Source organism: Paraburkholderia sp. BR10937, from assembly GCF_040965695.1.
Classification (GTDB): domain Bacteria; phylum Pseudomonadota; class Gammaproteobacteria; order Burkholderiales; family Burkholderiaceae; genus Paraburkholderia.
In genome coordinates this window covers 119,345-136,665 of record NZ_JBFRCL010000009.1, presented here as the reverse complement: position 1 = coordinate 136,665, position 17,321 = coordinate 119,345, and the positions used below count along the sequence as shown (strand labels likewise).

Annotated in this window: 14 protein-coding genes; 4 read left to right on the top strand and 10 right to left on the bottom strand. The window is 58.3% G+C overall.

Going from position 1 to position 17,321, the window contains the following annotated elements:
* The first annotated feature begins 150 nt into the window (after positions 1–150).
* Both AB4Y44_RS10210 and AB4Y44_RS10205 read left to right on the top strand, forming a co-directional pair.
* The gene (locus AB4Y44_RS10210; protein WP_368699417.1) at positions 151–1,071 is read left to right on the top strand and encodes a hypothetical protein; all 921 of its coding nucleotides are present in this window, start codon (positions 151–153) and stop codon (positions 1,069–1,071) included.
* An 848-nt stretch (positions 1,072–1,919) separates the two neighbouring features.
* Positions 1,920–2,432 carry a hypothetical protein gene (locus AB4Y44_RS10205; RefSeq protein ID WP_368699416.1) on the top strand — a complete coding sequence of 171 codons (513 nt, stop codon included), beginning with the start codon at positions 1,920–1,922 and terminating at the stop codon, positions 2,430–2,432.
* A 344-nt stretch (positions 2,433–2,776) separates the two neighbouring features.
* Here AB4Y44_RS10205 and AB4Y44_RS10200 read toward each other — a convergent pair whose 3' ends face one another.
* The 10 genes from AB4Y44_RS10200 to AB4Y44_RS10155 form a co-directional block, all read right to left on the bottom strand.
* Positions 2,777–3,529 carry an SDR family NAD(P)-dependent oxidoreductase gene (locus AB4Y44_RS10200; RefSeq protein WP_368699415.1) on the bottom strand — a complete coding sequence of 251 codons (753 nt, stop codon included), beginning with the start codon at positions 3,527–3,529 and terminating at the stop codon, positions 2,777–2,779.
* A gap of 27 nt (positions 3,530–3,556) precedes the next feature.
* Positions 3,557–4,438: an SMP-30/gluconolactonase/LRE family protein gene (locus tag AB4Y44_RS10195; protein ID WP_368699414.1), complete on the bottom strand. Its 882-nt coding sequence runs from the start codon at positions 4,436–4,438 to the stop codon at positions 3,557–3,559.
* A complete protein-coding gene (locus tag AB4Y44_RS10190; protein ID WP_368699413.1) occupies positions 4,438–5,022 on the bottom strand; it encodes a nuclear transport factor 2 family protein in 585 nt (194 codons plus the stop codon). The genes AB4Y44_RS10195 and AB4Y44_RS10190 overlap by 1 nt, the downstream gene beginning before the upstream one ends.
* Positions 5,023–5,076: 54 nt before the next feature.
* Positions 5,077–7,176, bottom strand: coding sequence for an acetate--CoA ligase family protein (locus AB4Y44_RS10185; RefSeq protein ID WP_368699412.1), 2,100 nt, complete (start codon positions 7,174–7,176; stop codon positions 5,077–5,079).
* Between the two features lie 70 nt (positions 7,177–7,246).
* On the bottom strand, positions 7,247–9,544 hold the full coding sequence (locus AB4Y44_RS10180; protein WP_368699411.1) for an acyl-CoA dehydrogenase family protein: 2,298 nt from the start codon (positions 9,542–9,544) through the stop codon (positions 7,247–7,249).
* Positions 9,545–9,623: 79 nt separating this feature from the next.
* A complete protein-coding gene (locus AB4Y44_RS10175; protein ID WP_368699410.1) occupies positions 9,624–10,397 on the bottom strand; it encodes an enoyl-CoA hydratase/isomerase family protein in 774 nt (257 codons plus the stop codon).
* 39 nt (positions 10,398–10,436) lie between these two features.
* The gene (locus AB4Y44_RS10170) at positions 10,437–11,228 is read right to left on the bottom strand and encodes an SDR family NAD(P)-dependent oxidoreductase (protein ID WP_368699409.1); all 792 of its coding nucleotides are present in this window, start codon (positions 11,226–11,228) and stop codon (positions 10,437–10,439) included.
* Between the two features lie 7 nt (positions 11,229–11,235).
* Positions 11,236–12,000: a carboxymuconolactone decarboxylase family protein gene (locus AB4Y44_RS10165; protein WP_368699408.1), complete on the bottom strand. Its 765-nt coding sequence runs from the start codon at positions 11,998–12,000 to the stop codon at positions 11,236–11,238.
* Between the two features lie 32 nt (positions 12,001–12,032).
* On the bottom strand, positions 12,033–13,244 hold the full coding sequence (locus AB4Y44_RS10160; protein WP_368699407.1) for an SDR family NAD(P)-dependent oxidoreductase: 1,212 nt from the start codon (positions 13,242–13,244) through the stop codon (positions 12,033–12,035).
* Positions 13,245–13,254: 10 nt separating this feature from the next.
* Positions 13,255–14,904, bottom strand: a complete 1,650-nt coding sequence (locus AB4Y44_RS10155; protein WP_368699406.1) for a long-chain fatty acid--CoA ligase — start codon at positions 14,902–14,904, stop codon at positions 13,255–13,257.
* Positions 14,905–15,226: 322 nt separating this feature from the next.
* Here AB4Y44_RS10155 and AB4Y44_RS10150 point away from each other — a divergent pair, with 322 nt between their 5' ends.
* Complete coding sequence (locus tag AB4Y44_RS10150) at positions 15,227–16,288, top strand: LLM class flavin-dependent oxidoreductase (RefSeq protein WP_368699405.1); 1,062 nt, start codon at positions 15,227–15,229, stop codon at positions 16,286–16,288.
* Between the two features lie 34 nt (positions 16,289–16,322).
* Positions 16,323–17,111 carry a flavin reductase family protein gene (locus AB4Y44_RS10145; RefSeq protein ID WP_368699404.1) on the top strand — a complete coding sequence of 263 codons (789 nt, stop codon included), beginning with the start codon at positions 16,323–16,325 and terminating at the stop codon, positions 17,109–17,111.
* The last annotated feature ends 210 nt before the right edge of the window (positions 17,112–17,321 follow it).

Sequence of the window (17,321 nt, the reverse complement as noted above, 5' to 3'; positions counted from 1 at the left end):
CATGGATGCGATCGTTCGATCACGCCGTCGTCGGGGGGCGCCTATGGCAAAACTCAAGACGCCTGACGAACAGAACGGGGATAATCAAAACTCCGCCATAGCCTGCGAGTCACGATCATGCTTCGAATCGTCCTTTGGAACACGCAGCACATGAACAACCAAAATCAAAGCCAACCGATGAGTGAGGCCTATGGCGAAAAGCTGGCAACCTTGGAGCGCGCAATAGGAGCGTACGGGCCGCACATCGTCGCACTGTTCGAGGTGGGTACCACGGGTAAGCAAAACCTCAAGCTCGTTGAGGATATGAAAGCGAGAGGCTACGTGCTCAGAGCGAGTCAGAGCCAAGAAGGCGGCCTAACAAAGTACACGACGCTCGGCTCGATGGTGTTTGTTCACCAAGATATTGCAGGCAGCTGGAAGCAGCCTTTTGAAGTTCCGCTAGCGCCGGAGGCAAGACGCGCCACACTGCTGCTCGAGAGAGAAGGCACCCTGCTCGCTTTCTGTCACGCGAATGCAAGTTATAAATCACTCGAGCAGTTTGTTGACGAGATGCAATTCATCAGCACACACGGTAGGTTGATATTTTTTGGAGGAGACCTGAACTGTCCAGCTAGTGTCGCGCCCAAAAGCGTTCAACTTAGGGACCAGGACAAGCGTACCTTGGAACTTCGGTTGCCGGAATGCGGTGGGTTCACGCATGTTTCGGTGTTTAGTTCGGAAGCGATAAAAAATGAAAGGTATGACCAGATTGTCAGGAATACTGGAGGATATCCAGGTATTTCCAGGGAGGAATTCGTTCGCGAAGACGTGGATGTCTACTGGGGTGACTGCGCGGTTCCATCTTTTCTGGACTATGCGTACGTAGCGTCGGATATCCAGGTGAGGGGAAAATGTGAAGGTGCAGTACAAATCGTTTCCATAAAGAGAGAGAAACAGAAGGTCTTATCGACCTTAGAGAACTTCAAGAGAAGGGATAAGGTGTATAAGGAGGGGCAGGTCAAGAGGCTGTTCCTGGGGGAAACCGTGCGTAGTGATCATTTTCCGGTGGCTTATGAGCTCAACGTCGACTGAGCTTACAGCAATTCAGCCCAAGTGAAACGTTGTCGTTGGTTCAAGCGATTTTGTTCCCGTTTTGGGGTAATCGTCCTTCTCGTGCAGAAAATGGCGGTAGCAGGACCTCGATCGGCATGTAGCAAGGCTTTGCGGATCTACGTATTTCTCGCAGTCGAGTGCTTTGCAAGCCATTGATTTATTTGCCATGCCTAGATCAAACCGCCAGAATCAGCACGCAAAGTACGAATACCCCAAAGCGGAACCTGTCTGTGCGCACCTGCTCTTCATCCAACAAGTAACATGCGAGGTGTCTTGCTTGGAGAAAGGGCCTGGTAAATTGTTCACAAATCCCATGTTGTTCCCGCAGCTTGCCGATACTGGGGCAAATCGGCTGAAATCCGACTCAAAAACTCGCGCGTTTCATGGGTCTGGCTCACGAAATGCATTGCGACATCAAGCGCTTTTCGTAAAATACTTAATTTAACATAAATATAATTATTGGCGTTTTATATGTAGTCCTTATGATTTACGAGCCCGGTGCGGTACAGACCCGCCCTGGTACGTCGAGTATCTGTCAGCGTGCCTTCTTTCCTTGATCCGCCTGGATGGCATCATGCGTCCAGGGCGTCGAAGCACTCCCTCAGCAACCGTTCCTCGGCATCGAATTTCTCAACATTCCTGTTCTTGAGCTTTTCGAGATTCTGAAGCTTCCATCGGATGGCCGGCATGTCCTTCAGATGCGCGTATGGCATGAGGCCCCAGTCGCGTCTTCTCACCTGGCAGGAATGGGCAGGTGTAAGCCACCTCGACATCAACTAACAAGGAGTCTTTGACGTCGTGGAATAACACAGACCATCTCTATCAAGTTGACAAAGCCGTCGGGACAGGTGCCGGCGCTGCCGCCATTCCCGGGACTCACCGGCGGGCTCATTCGCGCCGACCAGAATTCGGCGGCCGGTGGAATTGCGGGTCAACTCCGCGTGCACGGTCAGGTGCGCAACGACGGTGAAGTCATGCGTTACGACGACGCCATGCCGAACGGCTTTCACGTGATCGCGCTCGATGCCGACCCCGACCGCTATCTGGACGAAGCCGCGCGCAAGGTGCTGGCGCGGATCGGCGCGCAGACGATTGGCGTCACGCACGACGAAAGCCGGGTCGTCGCGGGTCGTGTGTTGCTCGACACAAGCGGGAAGTACGAAGCATTCTTCAACGAGCACGGCGCGAAGGCGCTGATCGTCCGGCCTGATTCCTACGTGTTCGGCGCCGTGGGTTCGTTGACGGAACTGTCTGGGCTCGTTCGCATGCTCGGCGCGGGGCTCGCGCTGCAGGCCGCGAACGGCATCGGGCAGGAGCGCCTCGAAAGCGCGCAGGCGTGAGGTAAGAGGAGGGGGAAGGGGGCGTGCTTCTTCCCTCCATCATAAAACTGTAGGATGACGAAGTAACAAGGGCGACTTTGCGGCAATCCACACGTCGCCCGAGTTTTCACTGCCTAAGCGTGCTCGCCACGAGTACGCGGAACCAGCGGTGGCCCGCATCGTTGTGATATCGCGCGTGCCAGCACTGCTGCACCGTCAAATGAGCCGAGGCGCGGCAGTGGCTCGCAAACGCCTCGGCGCGTTGAACTTCGAATCGGCGAGCGCAATCAAAAGCAGGCATCGGGGAGCCTGTCCCTGTTGCCCGTGGGCTTCGCGTTGCTGCTATTGCTGACGGCTATTGGAAGTTACAGATAAGCAATGGCGGAGCCGCCGTCTACGCGAACGCACTCCCCGTTCACGAACGAGCTTTCGTCACTGGCCAGGAAGCAGGTAGCATTTGCGATGTCTTCGGGCCGGCCCAGACGCGGCATCGGGGTCTTTGACTGACGAATCTTGCGCGTATCTTCGCTGACGTTTTTGACCACGCCTTCAGTCTCCGTGTAGCCCGGAGCAACGGAGTTCACACGAATGCCACGCGGGCCCAGTTCCGCCGCAGCAGCGCGCATCAGGCCGAGAACGCCTGCTTTCACTCCGCAGTAGATGAGAGCCTTAGGCAAGCCAATGAAACCCGACGATGAGGCGATATTGACGACTGAGCCGCCTTCCGTCATGTACCGGGCCGCAGCCTGAATTCCCCATACGACCGAATTAAAACCCGTTTCCGTCATCATCGAAACGTCTTTCTCGGTGATTTCGAGAACCGGAGCATAGCGAACCCACATGGCATTACTCACGATGACGTCGAGGCGGCCTGCCGCTGCGACGAGATCACCAGCCGCATTGAAGATCGTTTCGCGTTCGGCAACGTTTCCGCCGAAAGCATAGGCGACGCCACCCTGAGCCTTGATTTCGTCGGCTGCGGACTGAGCCTTATCGAGGTCACGATCCAGGATGCCAACAATAGCGCCCTCTCGAATGAATTTATTGACGATGCCGCGGCCAATGCCTTGAGCGCCGCCAGTCACAAGCGCGACTTTTCCTTCAAGTTGCTTAGTCATTTCCATTCCTAAACATTTTTAATTGGATCAATGGTCTTTGAACCGGCATTCCGGCAGACCGCGCACGCCACTACCCGTGACTGCGACGACTGCACCCGCATTCGGATTTTCACTCTTGAGAGCGTTTCCGCTGTTGCTGATGCTGGTCACGAAGATCGTATCGAGATCGGTCCCCCCGATCGACGGGCAGGTCGGATAGACCGTCGGCAGGTCGATCAGAAGATCGAGTTGGCCGTCAGGAGCGAATCGAGCCAATTGGCCCGAGATAACCATTGCTGTCCAGAGATTGCCCTGTGCATCAATCGTGGCACCGTCGGGACCCGATCTCAGCGACGTTGTGTCCACGAACAGCGTACGTTCGCTAATCGCGCCGGACGTCGAGTCATAGCGATAACGGCGTAGCTGGTGGCTCAGGCTATCTGAGAAGTAAAGATGCTCGCCATCGGGACTAAAGCAGGTCGAATTGGTGACGCAAATACCCGTTTCCAAGACTTTCAGATTGCCGCGTCCGTCGAGTTGATACAACTCGCCCACCGGCTCCCGGCGCCCGAGCGCCATCGAGCCCACAACAAAGCGGCCTTCACGATCGACTCGACCGTCGTTGAGCCGCATATTGGGAGCAGGATGCGCCACGTCCACAAAGTGGCTGATGTCGCCGGTTTCGGTATTGAGAAAGCAAAAGCTGTGGGCGAGTGCGACGAGAAGACGACCACTCTCGCACAATGCGATGGAGCCGATCTGTGAAGGCATTTCCCATTCGCGCACGGATTCGTCTCTCAGATCACGCGCTTTCACCTGGCGTGCGTGGGAATCAATCCAATACAAGATCTGCTTGCGATCGTCCCATAGCGGGCATTCGCCCAGCGCGTCGCGGGATGTTCCGATAACGTCGATAGAATAGTTTGTCATTATGCTTTCTTGCCGGTGCCTTCCACTTCAGCAGCATTCAGCGCCAGGATTTCGGCGCGAATTTCATAGAGCGTATCCGTTGGGTAGCGCGAACCCAACGGACGACGAGCGGTCCCGAACATTTCAATGTCGGTGGTGGTTTCGATGGGCGTCGTGCGGCTCCAGTCGTAGACGACGGTGCGTGCCGCTACTTTCCATTCGCCGCCGCGCCTATCGAAACGGTCGATATAGCGCCCATAGAGAATAACTTCGGCAGGTTGATTCGCGCTTTTTCGGTCTTCCTGAACGGCGTGGAAATAGCTTTCGGCCAATGCATGGTCGCCGTGCAATTCGATCATGATGTTGCCGATCATATGAATCATGCGACCGGCCGTTTTGATCGATTCCATGGCCCAATCGCAGAATCCCGAAGCCGTGCCCTGATAGGGGCCGTGACGGTCCGTTGCGTCCTTCCAATAGGTCGCACGCAGCGCACTCTCGTCGCCTCGATCCACGCCCCGGCAATAGCGATAGAGGCATTGGCGAATCGCTTCGCGGTCAAGCAGATCTTGCACCGCTTGATTCGAGATTTCAGATTGGCTCATGGGATTCCTGGCGTGGGTGGGATGGCGGCCGGGTCGCCCGGCCACGTTCACGGCTTAGAGAGCCGCTTCAGGATGCTTGATGATCACAGCGTCGAGCACCGCGGCACTGGATTCACGGACGACAAGCGGATTGACGTCCACGCTCATGACTTCCGGATGATTCATCGCGAAGTCCGAGAGCTTGACCATTGCCGTGACCAGTGCGTCCATGTCCTTGGGAGCGGAACCACGCCAGCCTTTCAAGAGTGCGGTGGCCTTCACCTTCTCGATCGCCTGACGTGCGCGTGCTTGCGTGAGTGGGGCGGAGACCAGGGACACGTCCTTGTACAATTCGGTATTGACACCGCCGGCGCCCACGAGAATCATCGGGCCAAAGGTTGCATCGTTGTTCACCCCGAGGATCATTTCGGTGCCACCCGCGATCATCGGGCACACGAGAATGCCGTCGATCTGTGCATCAGGTACGTGAACGTGCACGCTGTCGAGGATCTGTTGGTGAGCAGCGCGCACCGCTTCAGCGTTCTTTACGTTCAGAACGACGCCGCCAACCTCGGTCTTGTGCACGATTTGTGGGCTCACGATCTTGAGCACCACGGGGTAACCCATCGCATCGGCAGCCGCAACCGCAGCCTCAGCGTTGATCGCGAGGACGTCTTGCGGCACCGGCAGGCCAGCTTCTGCCAATGCTTCCTTGGCCAGAGCTTCCGTGCTCACGTCGCCCAACTTATTGGCTTGATGCTTCGCTTGAGCCGGCTCGTACAGGTGCGCCCAACGTGCGCGGATCGTTGCGGCCGCACCCAGTGCGAGCGTGGCGCGCGTTGCGTCGTTGAAGACCGGAATGCCGATTTTTTCAAGTTCGCGATCAACTTCGGGCACGGAGAGCGTGACCACGATGACGTCGCGTTCCGGGTGCCGGGTCTTGAGTTCGGTAAACGGCTGCTCATAACTGGTCTTGAACGATGCAGGAGCCAGGCCCGCCGACGCCAGATACGCCAGCGTTGTGCCGTAGCTGCTGTTTGAGAGCATGATGTCCAGCGCGCGGACCGTGCCGTTCTTGACCGATGTGATTTGAGCCGTCACGTCCAGCGGGTTGGCGGCGACCGCGAACGGCAGCAGTTCAAGCATTGGCGTCCTGGCGGCTTCAGGGAGGGCGGGCATCGTGAGGCCGGAGTCGCCGCATGCGTCTGCGACCATCACGCCGATACCACCAGACGAAGTGAGAACGCCCAGTTCGTTGTTGACCGGCAGATGACCCGTGGTCGAGATCAGGTACGCGATGTCCAGCATCTCTTCTTGCGACTGGGCGCGGTACGCGCCGCACTCGGCGAAAACGGTGTCGTAGGCCGCGTCGTTGCCGGCCAGCGAACCCGTGTGGGTCGCTGCGGCGGCAGCGCCGAGTTCGGAGCGACCGACCTTCATGATAATGACGGGCTTTTGAGCCTTGGCCGCTTTCAGCAAAGCACGACGCAGTTTCTGACCGTCCTTCGCCGATTCAAGCGCGGCCATGATGACCTTGGTGCTCGGATCCTCAGCCAGGTAATCGATGGCTTCGGCGACATCGACGTCTGCTTCGTTGCCCGTGGCCACGATCTTGCTGAAGCCCATGCCGCGCAGCGTGGCAGCGCCGTACAAAGCCGAACCGAAGGCGCCTGACTGAGTCGCCAGAGCGATGTTGCCGACCTTCGGGCTGACGCCGTAGAGCACGACCGAGAACGTCGAGAACAGGCGCGATTCAACGTTTAGCAGTCCGAGCGAATTGGGTCCGACCATGCGAACGCCCGAGGCCTTGCACATCGCGGCCATACGGTCTTGAACGGCACGGCCTTCTGCGTTGATTTCGGCAAAACCCGCGGTCAGGACGACCACCGACTTGACACCCTTCTGGATTGCATCGCGCAATGCTGATTCGACACCGCCAGTCGGTACCACGATGATCGCTTGATCCGGAACTTCGGGTACGTCAAGGATCGACGGGTACGCCGGAAGGCCCTGGATTTCCGAGCCGCTGCGGTTAATCGGGAACAATTTGCCCTGATAGCCGGATTCGCGAAGGAATCGCAGTACACGACCGCCGATGCGGTCCGGATCCGACGAGGCGCCGACAACGGCCACCGATTTTGCGTCAAACAATGCGCTGAGAGTAGAAGATGTCATGGTATGCGAGTAAGGTCGAGTGCTCCCCGGTCACGCCGGGAGCCGGAATCGAGTCGGGTTCAAGCCGGGTTCAGACTTGTGCGACGAGCCAATCGAGACATTGGCTACGGTTGCCGAACCGCTCCGCTGCTGTGCGCGACTGCATACAGAGTTGCGTTGCAGGCATTTCCACGGTCATACCCATGCCGCCGTGCATCTGGATAACAGCGTGGCCGACGTCCTTCGCAACGCCCGCGCAGAACATCTTGGTCAGCACGACCAGACGGTCGATAGCGCAGTCATCGCTGCCGTTGAAGCCTTCGATCAGGCGAGCGACTTGACCCTTGACACCTTCGTAGGCCACATAGCAATCCACGACGCTGTGTTGAAGCACCTGATGGACAGCCAGCGGCTTGCCGAACTGCACGCGGTCGTTGAGGTACTGGATCGTCTGCTCGACCTTTGCACCCACTGCACCGACGATCTGCACGCACGACAGCAGTGCGCCGATCTGCAGAGCCTGATTGACCGCGACGTTAGCGGCAGCGCCAACCAGAATGATTTCGTCTTCGCTGACTTCGAGGCCGTCAACCGCGTAATCTACGATCACCGTACCGTCGATGCCGCCGAAGAACTGGGCGCGATCCGCCAGGCGCGTACGCGCGATCAGCACCACGGCCTGACCGTCGGCGGTCGACGCGTTGAAGATGACATGCGTTGCAGGTTCGCTTTCGTTCGAACCGCAGATTGCACCGCGCAGGACGCTGCCTTCCAGGCGAACCGTAGCGGCCTGGAGAGGCGTGCCCGACTGCGATTGCAGAACTGGCGACACTGAAGCCTCGCCGCTCAGCAGTTGTTCGAGCACTGGAGCAACAATTGGTGCTGCAGCCGCTGCTTCGAGAAGAACCGGACTCACGGCGCAACGCTCGACCAGCGGCATCACGTTCGTGTAACGCGAGGCCGCTTCAACGATGCCTGCAAGATCCGTGAGCGTCGCCCCGACGCCACCGTTGTCTTCCGAAACCAGAACCGACTGCCAGCCCAGTTCGAGGGCTTGTTGCCACTTGCCCGAGGCCAGGCCTTCGACGGCGTCGCCCTTCTGCGTTTCAGCCGCAGCGGCGAGGCGTGCCGACGAGTCGAACATGTCGCCCTGGAACATGTTGCTCACCGCATAGCCCGCGCCCATGATCGACTTGGCGATGATGTTCTTTTGAACTTCCGTCGAGCCGCCGGCCAGCGTACGCGAACGGTAGAACAGGTACGTATGGACAAAGTTGCGTTCGAGGTTCAGCTCGTCTTCCGTCGTTGCCAGCGGCAGCAGCGGAAGGAGGCGAGCAGCGTACTCAGGCCCGAGTACGTCCATTGCAATCGACGTCACTTCCTGGCTTTGCTTCGAGCACGCCATTTTCAGCGCGGACGACTTCGATGACTGAAGCGTGCCAGCCACGTCTTCCTTGATCGCCGACAGCAGGATTTCACGCGTACCGTATGCGCCGGCTTCGACTTCGAGCAAGCGGTCGAGTGCCTTCAGCAGCGACGGGGTTGCGCCCTTTTCCTTGATCTTTTCCTGAACCAGTTCGGTCACTTGTTGAACGTGACGCAGCAGACGCGGCATCAGTGCAGGGCTCAGACGTTCGCGGTCAAGCAGGAACTTGCCGTACGACCAGCCCTGACCTTCGGCGCCGATGCGATTGAACACCGGCACCTTGACGTCCTTCAGGAACACTTCGTTGACGTGGTGCCACTGGTCAATCGTGTGAATCGGGCGCACTTCGATGCCCGGCGTGTTCATCGGGATCAGGAGCAGGGTGATGCCTTCCTGACGCTTGCCTTCGTTGCTCGTTCGCACGAGCGTGTACATGATGTCCGCTTCCTGAGCGTGCGACGTCCAGATCTTCTGGCCGTTGACGATGTAATTCTCGCCGGCTTCGTCCAGAACAGCAGCGGTCTTGAGCGAGGCCAGATCGGAGCCCGCGCCCGGTTCCGAATAGCCTTGGCACCACCACTCCGAACCATCGATGATCGGCGGCAGGAAGCGCGCCTTTTGCTCGTCCGTGCCGAATGCCTGGATCACGGGACCAATGTGGCCAATGCCGTGGTGATACAGCTGCGGGCAGTCCATGGCCGCCGTCACTTCTTCGAAGATCAGGCGCTGCATCACGTCCCAACCGGGGCCGCCGAACGCTTTGGTCCAGCCCGGAGCGGAATAGCCGAGACCGCCCTTCGCCATGGCAGCCGTGTATTGGCTCAGGAGCTTGCGGCCGAGCTTCTTGTTTGCGCGCGTTGCGGCACGCACTTCGGCGGGCACATTGGCTTCGATATAGTCAGCAATTTCTTTGCGAAAGACCGCATAAAATGCTTCGTCCCGCACTTGATCCATTTCACTCATAGTTAACTCTATGCAATCTATTAGTACGACTAAACCGGGTGGAGGCTCGTCGCCACAGATCTTTTAGCTGTCCGGCCGATTAGCGGCCCACGTAAACCGGAGCGCGCTTTTCGAGGAAGGCGCGCTGCGCTTCCTTCGAGTCTTCGGTCTTGGACAGGAATTCGGTGTTGCCCTGCTCGTAGCGATAGGCTTCGCGCAGCGGCATGTTCTCGGTCATGCGCGCAGCTTCCTTCGCGAGACGCAACGCGACAGGCGATTTCGACGCGATTTCCCTGGCGATTTCTATCGCGAAGGGCAGCAGTTCTTCCTTCGTCGTGCACGCTTCCACGAGGCCGAGGCGATACAGTTCATGACCCGTGACGTTCATGCCCGTGTAGAACATGCGGCGCGCCCGCGATTGACCAAAAATGCGGTTCAGGAACGAGACGCCGCCGGCCAGGCCGACATTGATTTCCGGCATCGAAACGTAAGCGTCCTCCGACGCGACCCAGATGTCCGAGTTCATCACGATGCCGAAGCCGGCACCCATGGCCGCGCCATTGATAGCGGCAATGATGGGCTTCGGGCATTCGCGGATCGCATACGCCGATTCACGGACGATACGGTGATGCTTTGGGAACGCGCCGGGTTGCGAGAGGTCCTTGCGGTCGCTGATGTCGGCGCCCGCCGAGAACGCGGAACCCGCACCCGTAACCACGATGACCGAAACGTCGTCACGCGCGCCGAGCACGTCGAAACAATCGATGATGTCGTTGCGCATTTGAGCGTTCTGGGCGTTGCGCTTTTCCGGACGGTTGAGCGTAACGAGAGCGATCTTGTCTTTGATCTCGACGAGGAGGGTATTGAATTCCATTTTCTTGATTCCTTTGTTAAGTGCGAGTGCGGCCGTGAATCAGGCGCGCGGAATATTTGCCATCACCACCTGGCTCAAACCACCATCGATCAATAAATCTTCGCCATTGATGTAGCTGGACCGATTGCTGGCCAAAAAGAGAATCGCCTCTGCCATGTCATTTGATGTGGCAATCCGGCCGCTGGGCACAGCCTCATTGCGCGCGCGCAAGCGACCTTCGTCCTGGTAATATGCCTCGCTCATAGGAGTGCGTACCAAGCCAGGACTAACGCAATTACTGCGAATTCCGTATTGCGCGAGCTCCAGGCAAAGCTGTTTGGAGAGCATCAGAACGCCGGCTTTGCTCACGCTATATGCAATGCCCTTGGGGATTGCGATGTCCCCGCCGATAGATGCCACATGCACCATGGTTCCGCCTTTGCCCGCGTCGCGCATTTGGGCGCCGAACGCCTGTGAGCAGAGGAATGCGCCCGTCAGATTGATCGACAGCAGACGCTGCCATTCATCGAGCGACGCATCGAGCAGGGCGACACGCCCACCACCACCGATACCTGCGTTGTTGACCAGAACGTCAGCAGGGCCGAGTTCGCGGAGCACTGTTTCGGCAGCAAGAGCAACAGACGCGGCGTCAGACACGTCACAACCGACGGCGATCGCGGTGCCTCCCGCCAGCTGAATGTCGTTCAGGATGCCAGAGCAGGCTTCCTGCGTCCGATCGAGGATCGCGACTTTCGCGCCCGCGGCCGCCATTTGTCTTGCCGTTTCCGAACCGATGCCACCGGCACCGCCCGTGACTACGCAAATTCGTCCAGAGAGACCCAGCCAGGACATGGAATTTTCACCGTGACTCATTACCTTGCCCTTTGACGGATTCGATGGTTTCGTTAAGCGAGATTGCGCCCAAGGCGGTGCCGTGCACCGAAAGGTGAGCGCCAAGCTGAATAACCTGGAGAATGGCCGATGCAGAAATGCCCTTGTTCAACGCGGCACGAATATGGAGGCGCACCGCTTCTGGATTGGACGCAGTGAAGCAGGCATTCAAGGCGATCTGAACGAGCAGGCGTTCGTCATCGCTCAAGCCGTTGCCCGTGCCACCGAATTGAATGAAGTCCATCACAACCTGCGCGTACTCTGCATCGAACCGCGCGAGGTCTTCGATCAATGAGGCAGCGACCGGATGAGCGGCCTTGAATTCGTCACCAACCGGAATGCCGGCGGATTGGCTGTCGTCGGGCTTCTGGGCGCCAAGTTCTTCGCCAAGAATCGCAGTGCCGGCGTACACGGCTTCCAGCCCCTGCATCGCCACCAGATGAAGCACGTCGAGCACATCAAAAGGTGTTGCCCCCGCATTCAAGGCCCCTTTGAGATGGGTCGAAAGACCCGGCGCGTACATGTGAGCTGACGAAGCGTCGAGCGCAACGTACACAAGCTCCACCATCCGTGGACTAAGCGGGCCTTTCCTCGCGGGCTGGTCAGCATAGTCCGCATACCGCTCAAGGAAGTTGGGATGGAGATTCAGAATGGTATCGGTCCACGGGCGCCAGTAGCCGCGTGCGGCGATGAACTTTTCCTTGATCCGTTTTTGTTCCGCTGACTGCTGCATCCGCGTCTCCATTTGTTATTTGATACCCGCAATCAAGGGGCTATCGTCCACGACTGTCCGGTCAGGAACTGTGCCGCCGCGCTCGCCATGTAGTGGGCGATGGGCTGCACCCTGGAGACCGGGGTCTGCGCGAGGACTTCGAGCGAGTTGATGCGCAAACCCTTCGAGCCCCATTCGCAAGCCTGCGTCGCGACGAACATACGTGCCGCCGCATCGTCACCGCAGGTAGCCCAGTCGTCAGTCTGCGGCGGGAGCAGGAGAGTCAGGCTTGCGTTTTGCGTATAGGACTGAGCAAATCGCTTTGCCGTTTCATGCGCGGCGTTCAGGCGCTCGCCAGCCGCTGCGTTCAGCACGGAAGCGTCGATGACCGACTTGTACCTGGCGTCCTTATTTTCGGTCTGTAGCGGCATCCAGTTCTGGCTGGCGTCCGGAGCGGCACCCACGACGTCGATGGTCGTTTCCGTATCCATGGCGAGGACTTCGTACTCGGCCGGGGCGCACTGGATTGAGCCCCCGTAGACCGAAGCCGCGCCGTCCACCGACACGGCGGAACCCGAGAGAGGGCGCGAGCCTTCGCCACCCAGGAAGAACAGGGCTTCAGCAAGTTCAACCGGCTCGGCAAAACGACCGAGGGGAGTTTTGCCAGCGGCGCGAACCGGATCGAGACGGCCCGATTCAATCAGGCGGCGCACGATTTCCGTGCGTACGAAACCCGGGCACAGGGCGGTCACGCCGAGATCCGGACGCGCCTTGGCCAGCGCTTTCGTGAATGCGATAACACCGGTCTTCGTGGGGGAGTAAGCGCCACGGAAAGGGATCGCATGCAGCCCGGCGCCCGACGAGACATTGACGACGCGGCCATGCGGCTTGAGCTTCTTTTCCAGCGCCTGAAAAATCAGGCGAGGTGCATCCAGATTCAGACGGACAAGGGGCGCAAGCTGCTCTTGCGTCATCGCCGTGAGCGGCAATTGCGTGCTGTCCGACATGCCCGCATTGTTGATGATCGCGTCGAGATCCGGCATATCCGCGGCCAGGGCAGCGATTGCCGCGGGCTCCATCAAGTTGACGACGCGAATCAGGTGCGGCTCGCCAACCTGCGGCATTTTCTCAATCAAGCCCCGCAATGCTTCGGCCTGGTAATCCACCAGCACACAGCGCCAGCCGTCTTTGGCGAAGCGCATGGCGCTCGCATAACCGATACCGGAAGCGGAACCCGTGATAAGAACAGTTTTCTGGGACGGCATAGGCATATCCTTAAGCATTTTCGACATCGGTCGAGAACCTGAAGCTCTCGAATTGCTTGCGCAGCGGAACCTTGTAGAGTTTCCCGGTCGCGGTATGGGGGAGGGAATCCACGAAGACGACGTCATCGGGAAGCCACCACTTCGCAACGTGCTTGCGCATGTGCTCCAGCATGTCTTCAGTCGTCACATCCGTGCCCTTGCGCTTCACCGCGATGAGCAGCGGGCGCTCTTGCCAGTGCGAGTGGCGCAGACCAATCACCGCCGCCTCTTCAATCGCAGGATGGCTGAGAGCCGCGCTTTCCAGGTCCAGCGACGAAATCCATTCACCACCCGACTTGATCACGTCTTTCGCGCGATCCGTGATCTTGAGATAGCCGTCGGCGTTCAACGTCGCCATGTCGCCGGTTGCGAACCAGTCATTCGCATCCCATGCGTCGTCTTCGTGGTTGTAATAAGCGCGGGCAATCCAGGGGCCGCGCACTTTCAATTGACCGGTAGTGTGGCCGTCGTGGGGAAGGCGGTTGCCTTCGTGGTCGAAGATCGCGATTTCGGTACCGGGCAGCGGACGACCGGCAAGCATTTGAAGCTCGAAGCGCTCATCGAGCGTCAGGTCGTTGTGCTTGGGTAGGGGAATGTTCACGGTCACGACAGGACTCGTTTCAGTCATACCCCATGCCTGACACAAATAGACGCTGAAATACTGCTCGAACTTCTCGATAATGCGGCGAGGGGCAGCCGATCCCCCCGAGAGCACACGGGTCAAGACGATGTCACGGCGACGCTGTTCTGAATACACGTTTTCCGCGTACTCGAGCAGCGACATCCAGACGGTGGGTACGCCACAAGACACGGTGCACTGCTCGTCGCGAAGCATCGAGTACACGTTCTCGCCAGAAAGTTGCGCGCCAGGTAGCACGAGTTTGGCACCGGCCATTGCCGACGAATGCGGGATGCCCCAGCCGTTCACATGGAACATGGGTACGATCAGAAGGATGCTGTCGCGTGCGCTGATGGCGAAGCTGTCGGCCATGCAGGTGGACATGGCATGCAGTACGGTTGACCGATGGCTATACAGAACACCTTTGGGCTTGCCCGTCGTGCCCGAGGTATAACACATGGACGACGCGCTATTTTCGTCGAGTTGCGGCCATGCATAGACGTCACTGCAGCCGTCCATCAGCGACTCATAGCAAGCGAGGCCGGGAACAACGATATCGGGCATCTGGCCGGCTTCGCACAGGGCGATGAAGCCTTTTATATTCGGGCATTGCGGCGCGATTTCTGCCACGAGCTTTGCCAGGCTCACGTCGAAGAATACATGCGTGCTCCCGGAGTGATTCAGGATATAGACGATCTGTTCCGTGAACAGGCGCGGGTTCACGGTGGTCAGGACTGCGCCAGTGCCCGAAACCCCGTAATAGAGTTCAAGGTGGCGGTGCGTATTCCACGCCAGCGTAGCGACACGCTGGCCTGCGGCCACACCCAGTGACTGGATAAGGTTTGCAACCTGCTTCGAGCGGCCACGCGCGGCAGACCAGGTATAGCGATGGAAATTGCCATCGCCCATGCTGGATACGATCTCTTGATCGCCATGGTTGTTGGCCGCGTGCTCGATCAAATCGGAGATCAGAAGCGGCCGTTGTTGCATCAGTCCGTTCATTGTCGTCCTGTTTTATCTGTCTAAAGTCTCACTCCATGGGCCCGTTTGCCGAATCAGGCAAACAGCGCCGCAACGTGCCGTATACAGGAAACGCACTGCTGAACCATTGGGGTTAATGCCGAATCTGGATCGGAGATAGCCCTCCGAGGGTGAGGCCACTTTACTACACGGAAGCGCCGCAATCGCGTGAGTATTGATGTCAAATTCGCAATACAGAACGAGACATTTCTTGGGTTGTGTGATGGTTGCTGAACTGCTTAGAATCCGCCCCAGACTAAGCTCCAGCCAGTAATCTACTTACCATTACAAAGGAGATGCCATCGTGGAATTCGGCGTATTTCTTCTCGCGCAGCAGCGCAGCTACGCTCAGACATCGCAGAGCGTCATCCACAATACGATCGAGCAAACGGTCGTGGCCGAGCAGGCGGGCTTCGATGCCGCCTGGTACGCAGAACACCACTTCAACAACTACTCGCTCTCGCCTTCGCCGCTGATGACGATTGCTCACGCAGCGGCCAAGACGACCAGGATCCGCCTTGGCTCGGCAGTTTGCATTCTCCCGCTCTACCATCCGGCACGTCTGCTGGCCGAAATCGGTCTTGCAGACACGCTGTGCGACGGCCGTCTCGAACTGGGCATCGGCTCGGGCTACCAGCAGTTTGAATTCGAGCGCTTCGGATCGGATCTCCCGACGTCGGGCGAAATCTTCCACGAAATCTGGGATATCCTCAACAAGGGACTGAACGAGAAGGTCTTTGAGTACAAGGGGAAGCATTTCGAAATGCTGCCGACGTCGGTCGCGATCCGCACCATTCAGGAGAAGGTGCCGCTTTGGATCACGTCGATGAATCCGGGTACGCTGGGTCGTGCATTTAACGAAAACGCGAACCTTTTCACGACGGTCCTGCACGGCGGAAACGACGCTCTGCGTGGTCTACGTGGTCGGCTGGAAGGTCTGGCCTCGGAACTGGGCAAGGATCTCAGCAGGACCAAGGTCGGCTTCCTGCGTTGCGGCTTCGCATCGAACAGCAAGGCTGAAATCGATGCGTATCTGGATTCCGCACGCTGGGCGCGTCGCATTTCGGAATCGTTGAAGGATCGCCGTATGGACGTGGACGACGGCTACCTCATCAAGGAAACGCCCTGCGCCGTGGACATGACCCTCGACCAATTGCGTCAGAATCTGCCGGTTGGTTCGGTCGATGAAGTCGTGGACAAGTTGCTCCAGGAAATCGAAATCCTGAAGCCGAATCACATCGCGCTTCAGACGCAACTCGGTGACTGTGACCAGAAGACGATGCTCAAACAGATCGAACTCTGGGGCAACAAGATCATCCCGGCAGTGCGCAAGGAACTGGCGCGAAACGAAACTGCGACGGCCTGATCTAGCAGCAAGCAATAAATCCGAGAGGCATCGCATGCGTCTGCATTTGACGAATAGTGGCGCGATTACGCTTATAGCGCCGTCGCACTTCAAGCAATTCGAGATCTTGGTGGACGAGCAGCCCGCCTCCTTGCTGGATCAGTCGATTGCACGAATCGGTGAATGTGCTGACGATGAGCACATATGGGTGAATCCGCAGGTGATTCGCTTCCTGTCGGGCAAGGCCGGGGACGCTGACTGGGAGGCCGGCTTCGAAACAATGGTTGGTTTCGCCAGGAAATTCAACTGGGTTAGCGAAGCGGGCCTGATCCGGGCCCACATTGTGCGCAATGACAACTCGTCAGGTAGTTCCGTCGATGATTTCAAGGCAGCAATGCGTATGTTGCCCGCTGGCGTCTCCGCGATCACGACGGGCGATATCGTCAATCCATGCGGTATGGTGGTGTCGAGCCTGACGTCGATTTCGGCGGAGCCGCCGCTGGTTGGATTCTTCGTGCACCGCGATTCGTCCATGCTCGAGCCGCTGAAAAGCAATGGCAAGTTCGTGGCCAACGTCCTGGGGCAGACGCACCATGACGTGGTGACGAATTTCCTGAACGAGCAGCAGGGTAGCGCGCGCTTCGCCAGTGGCCGGTGGGGTTCGGGTCTGGACGAAATCCCGATCCTGGTGGATGCGCTGGCTAATGTCGAATGTCACATCATCCATACGACGACCCTGGGAACGCACGAGATGGTCGTGGGCAGGATCCGCAAGACGACAACCGACGACGCTGGATCACCGATGGTGAACTTCAACGCGGCGATTCGTGCGCTGGCGTCGTAGCCAGAGGCCCTGATGGTTACACTGTCACCGGTCAGGCAGTTTTATTCGTCTCTATCAAAAGCAGTCCTGATCATGTTCCGGTTGTCGCACGCGATCCTCGAACGACATCACGAATGTTGACTTGCGCTGTCAGGGCACGAGCGCAGCAGTCTTTCCTCCGCGTCCCGCTTTTCAATCGCAGCCTCGCTACTACGAACATCGCCTAACTGA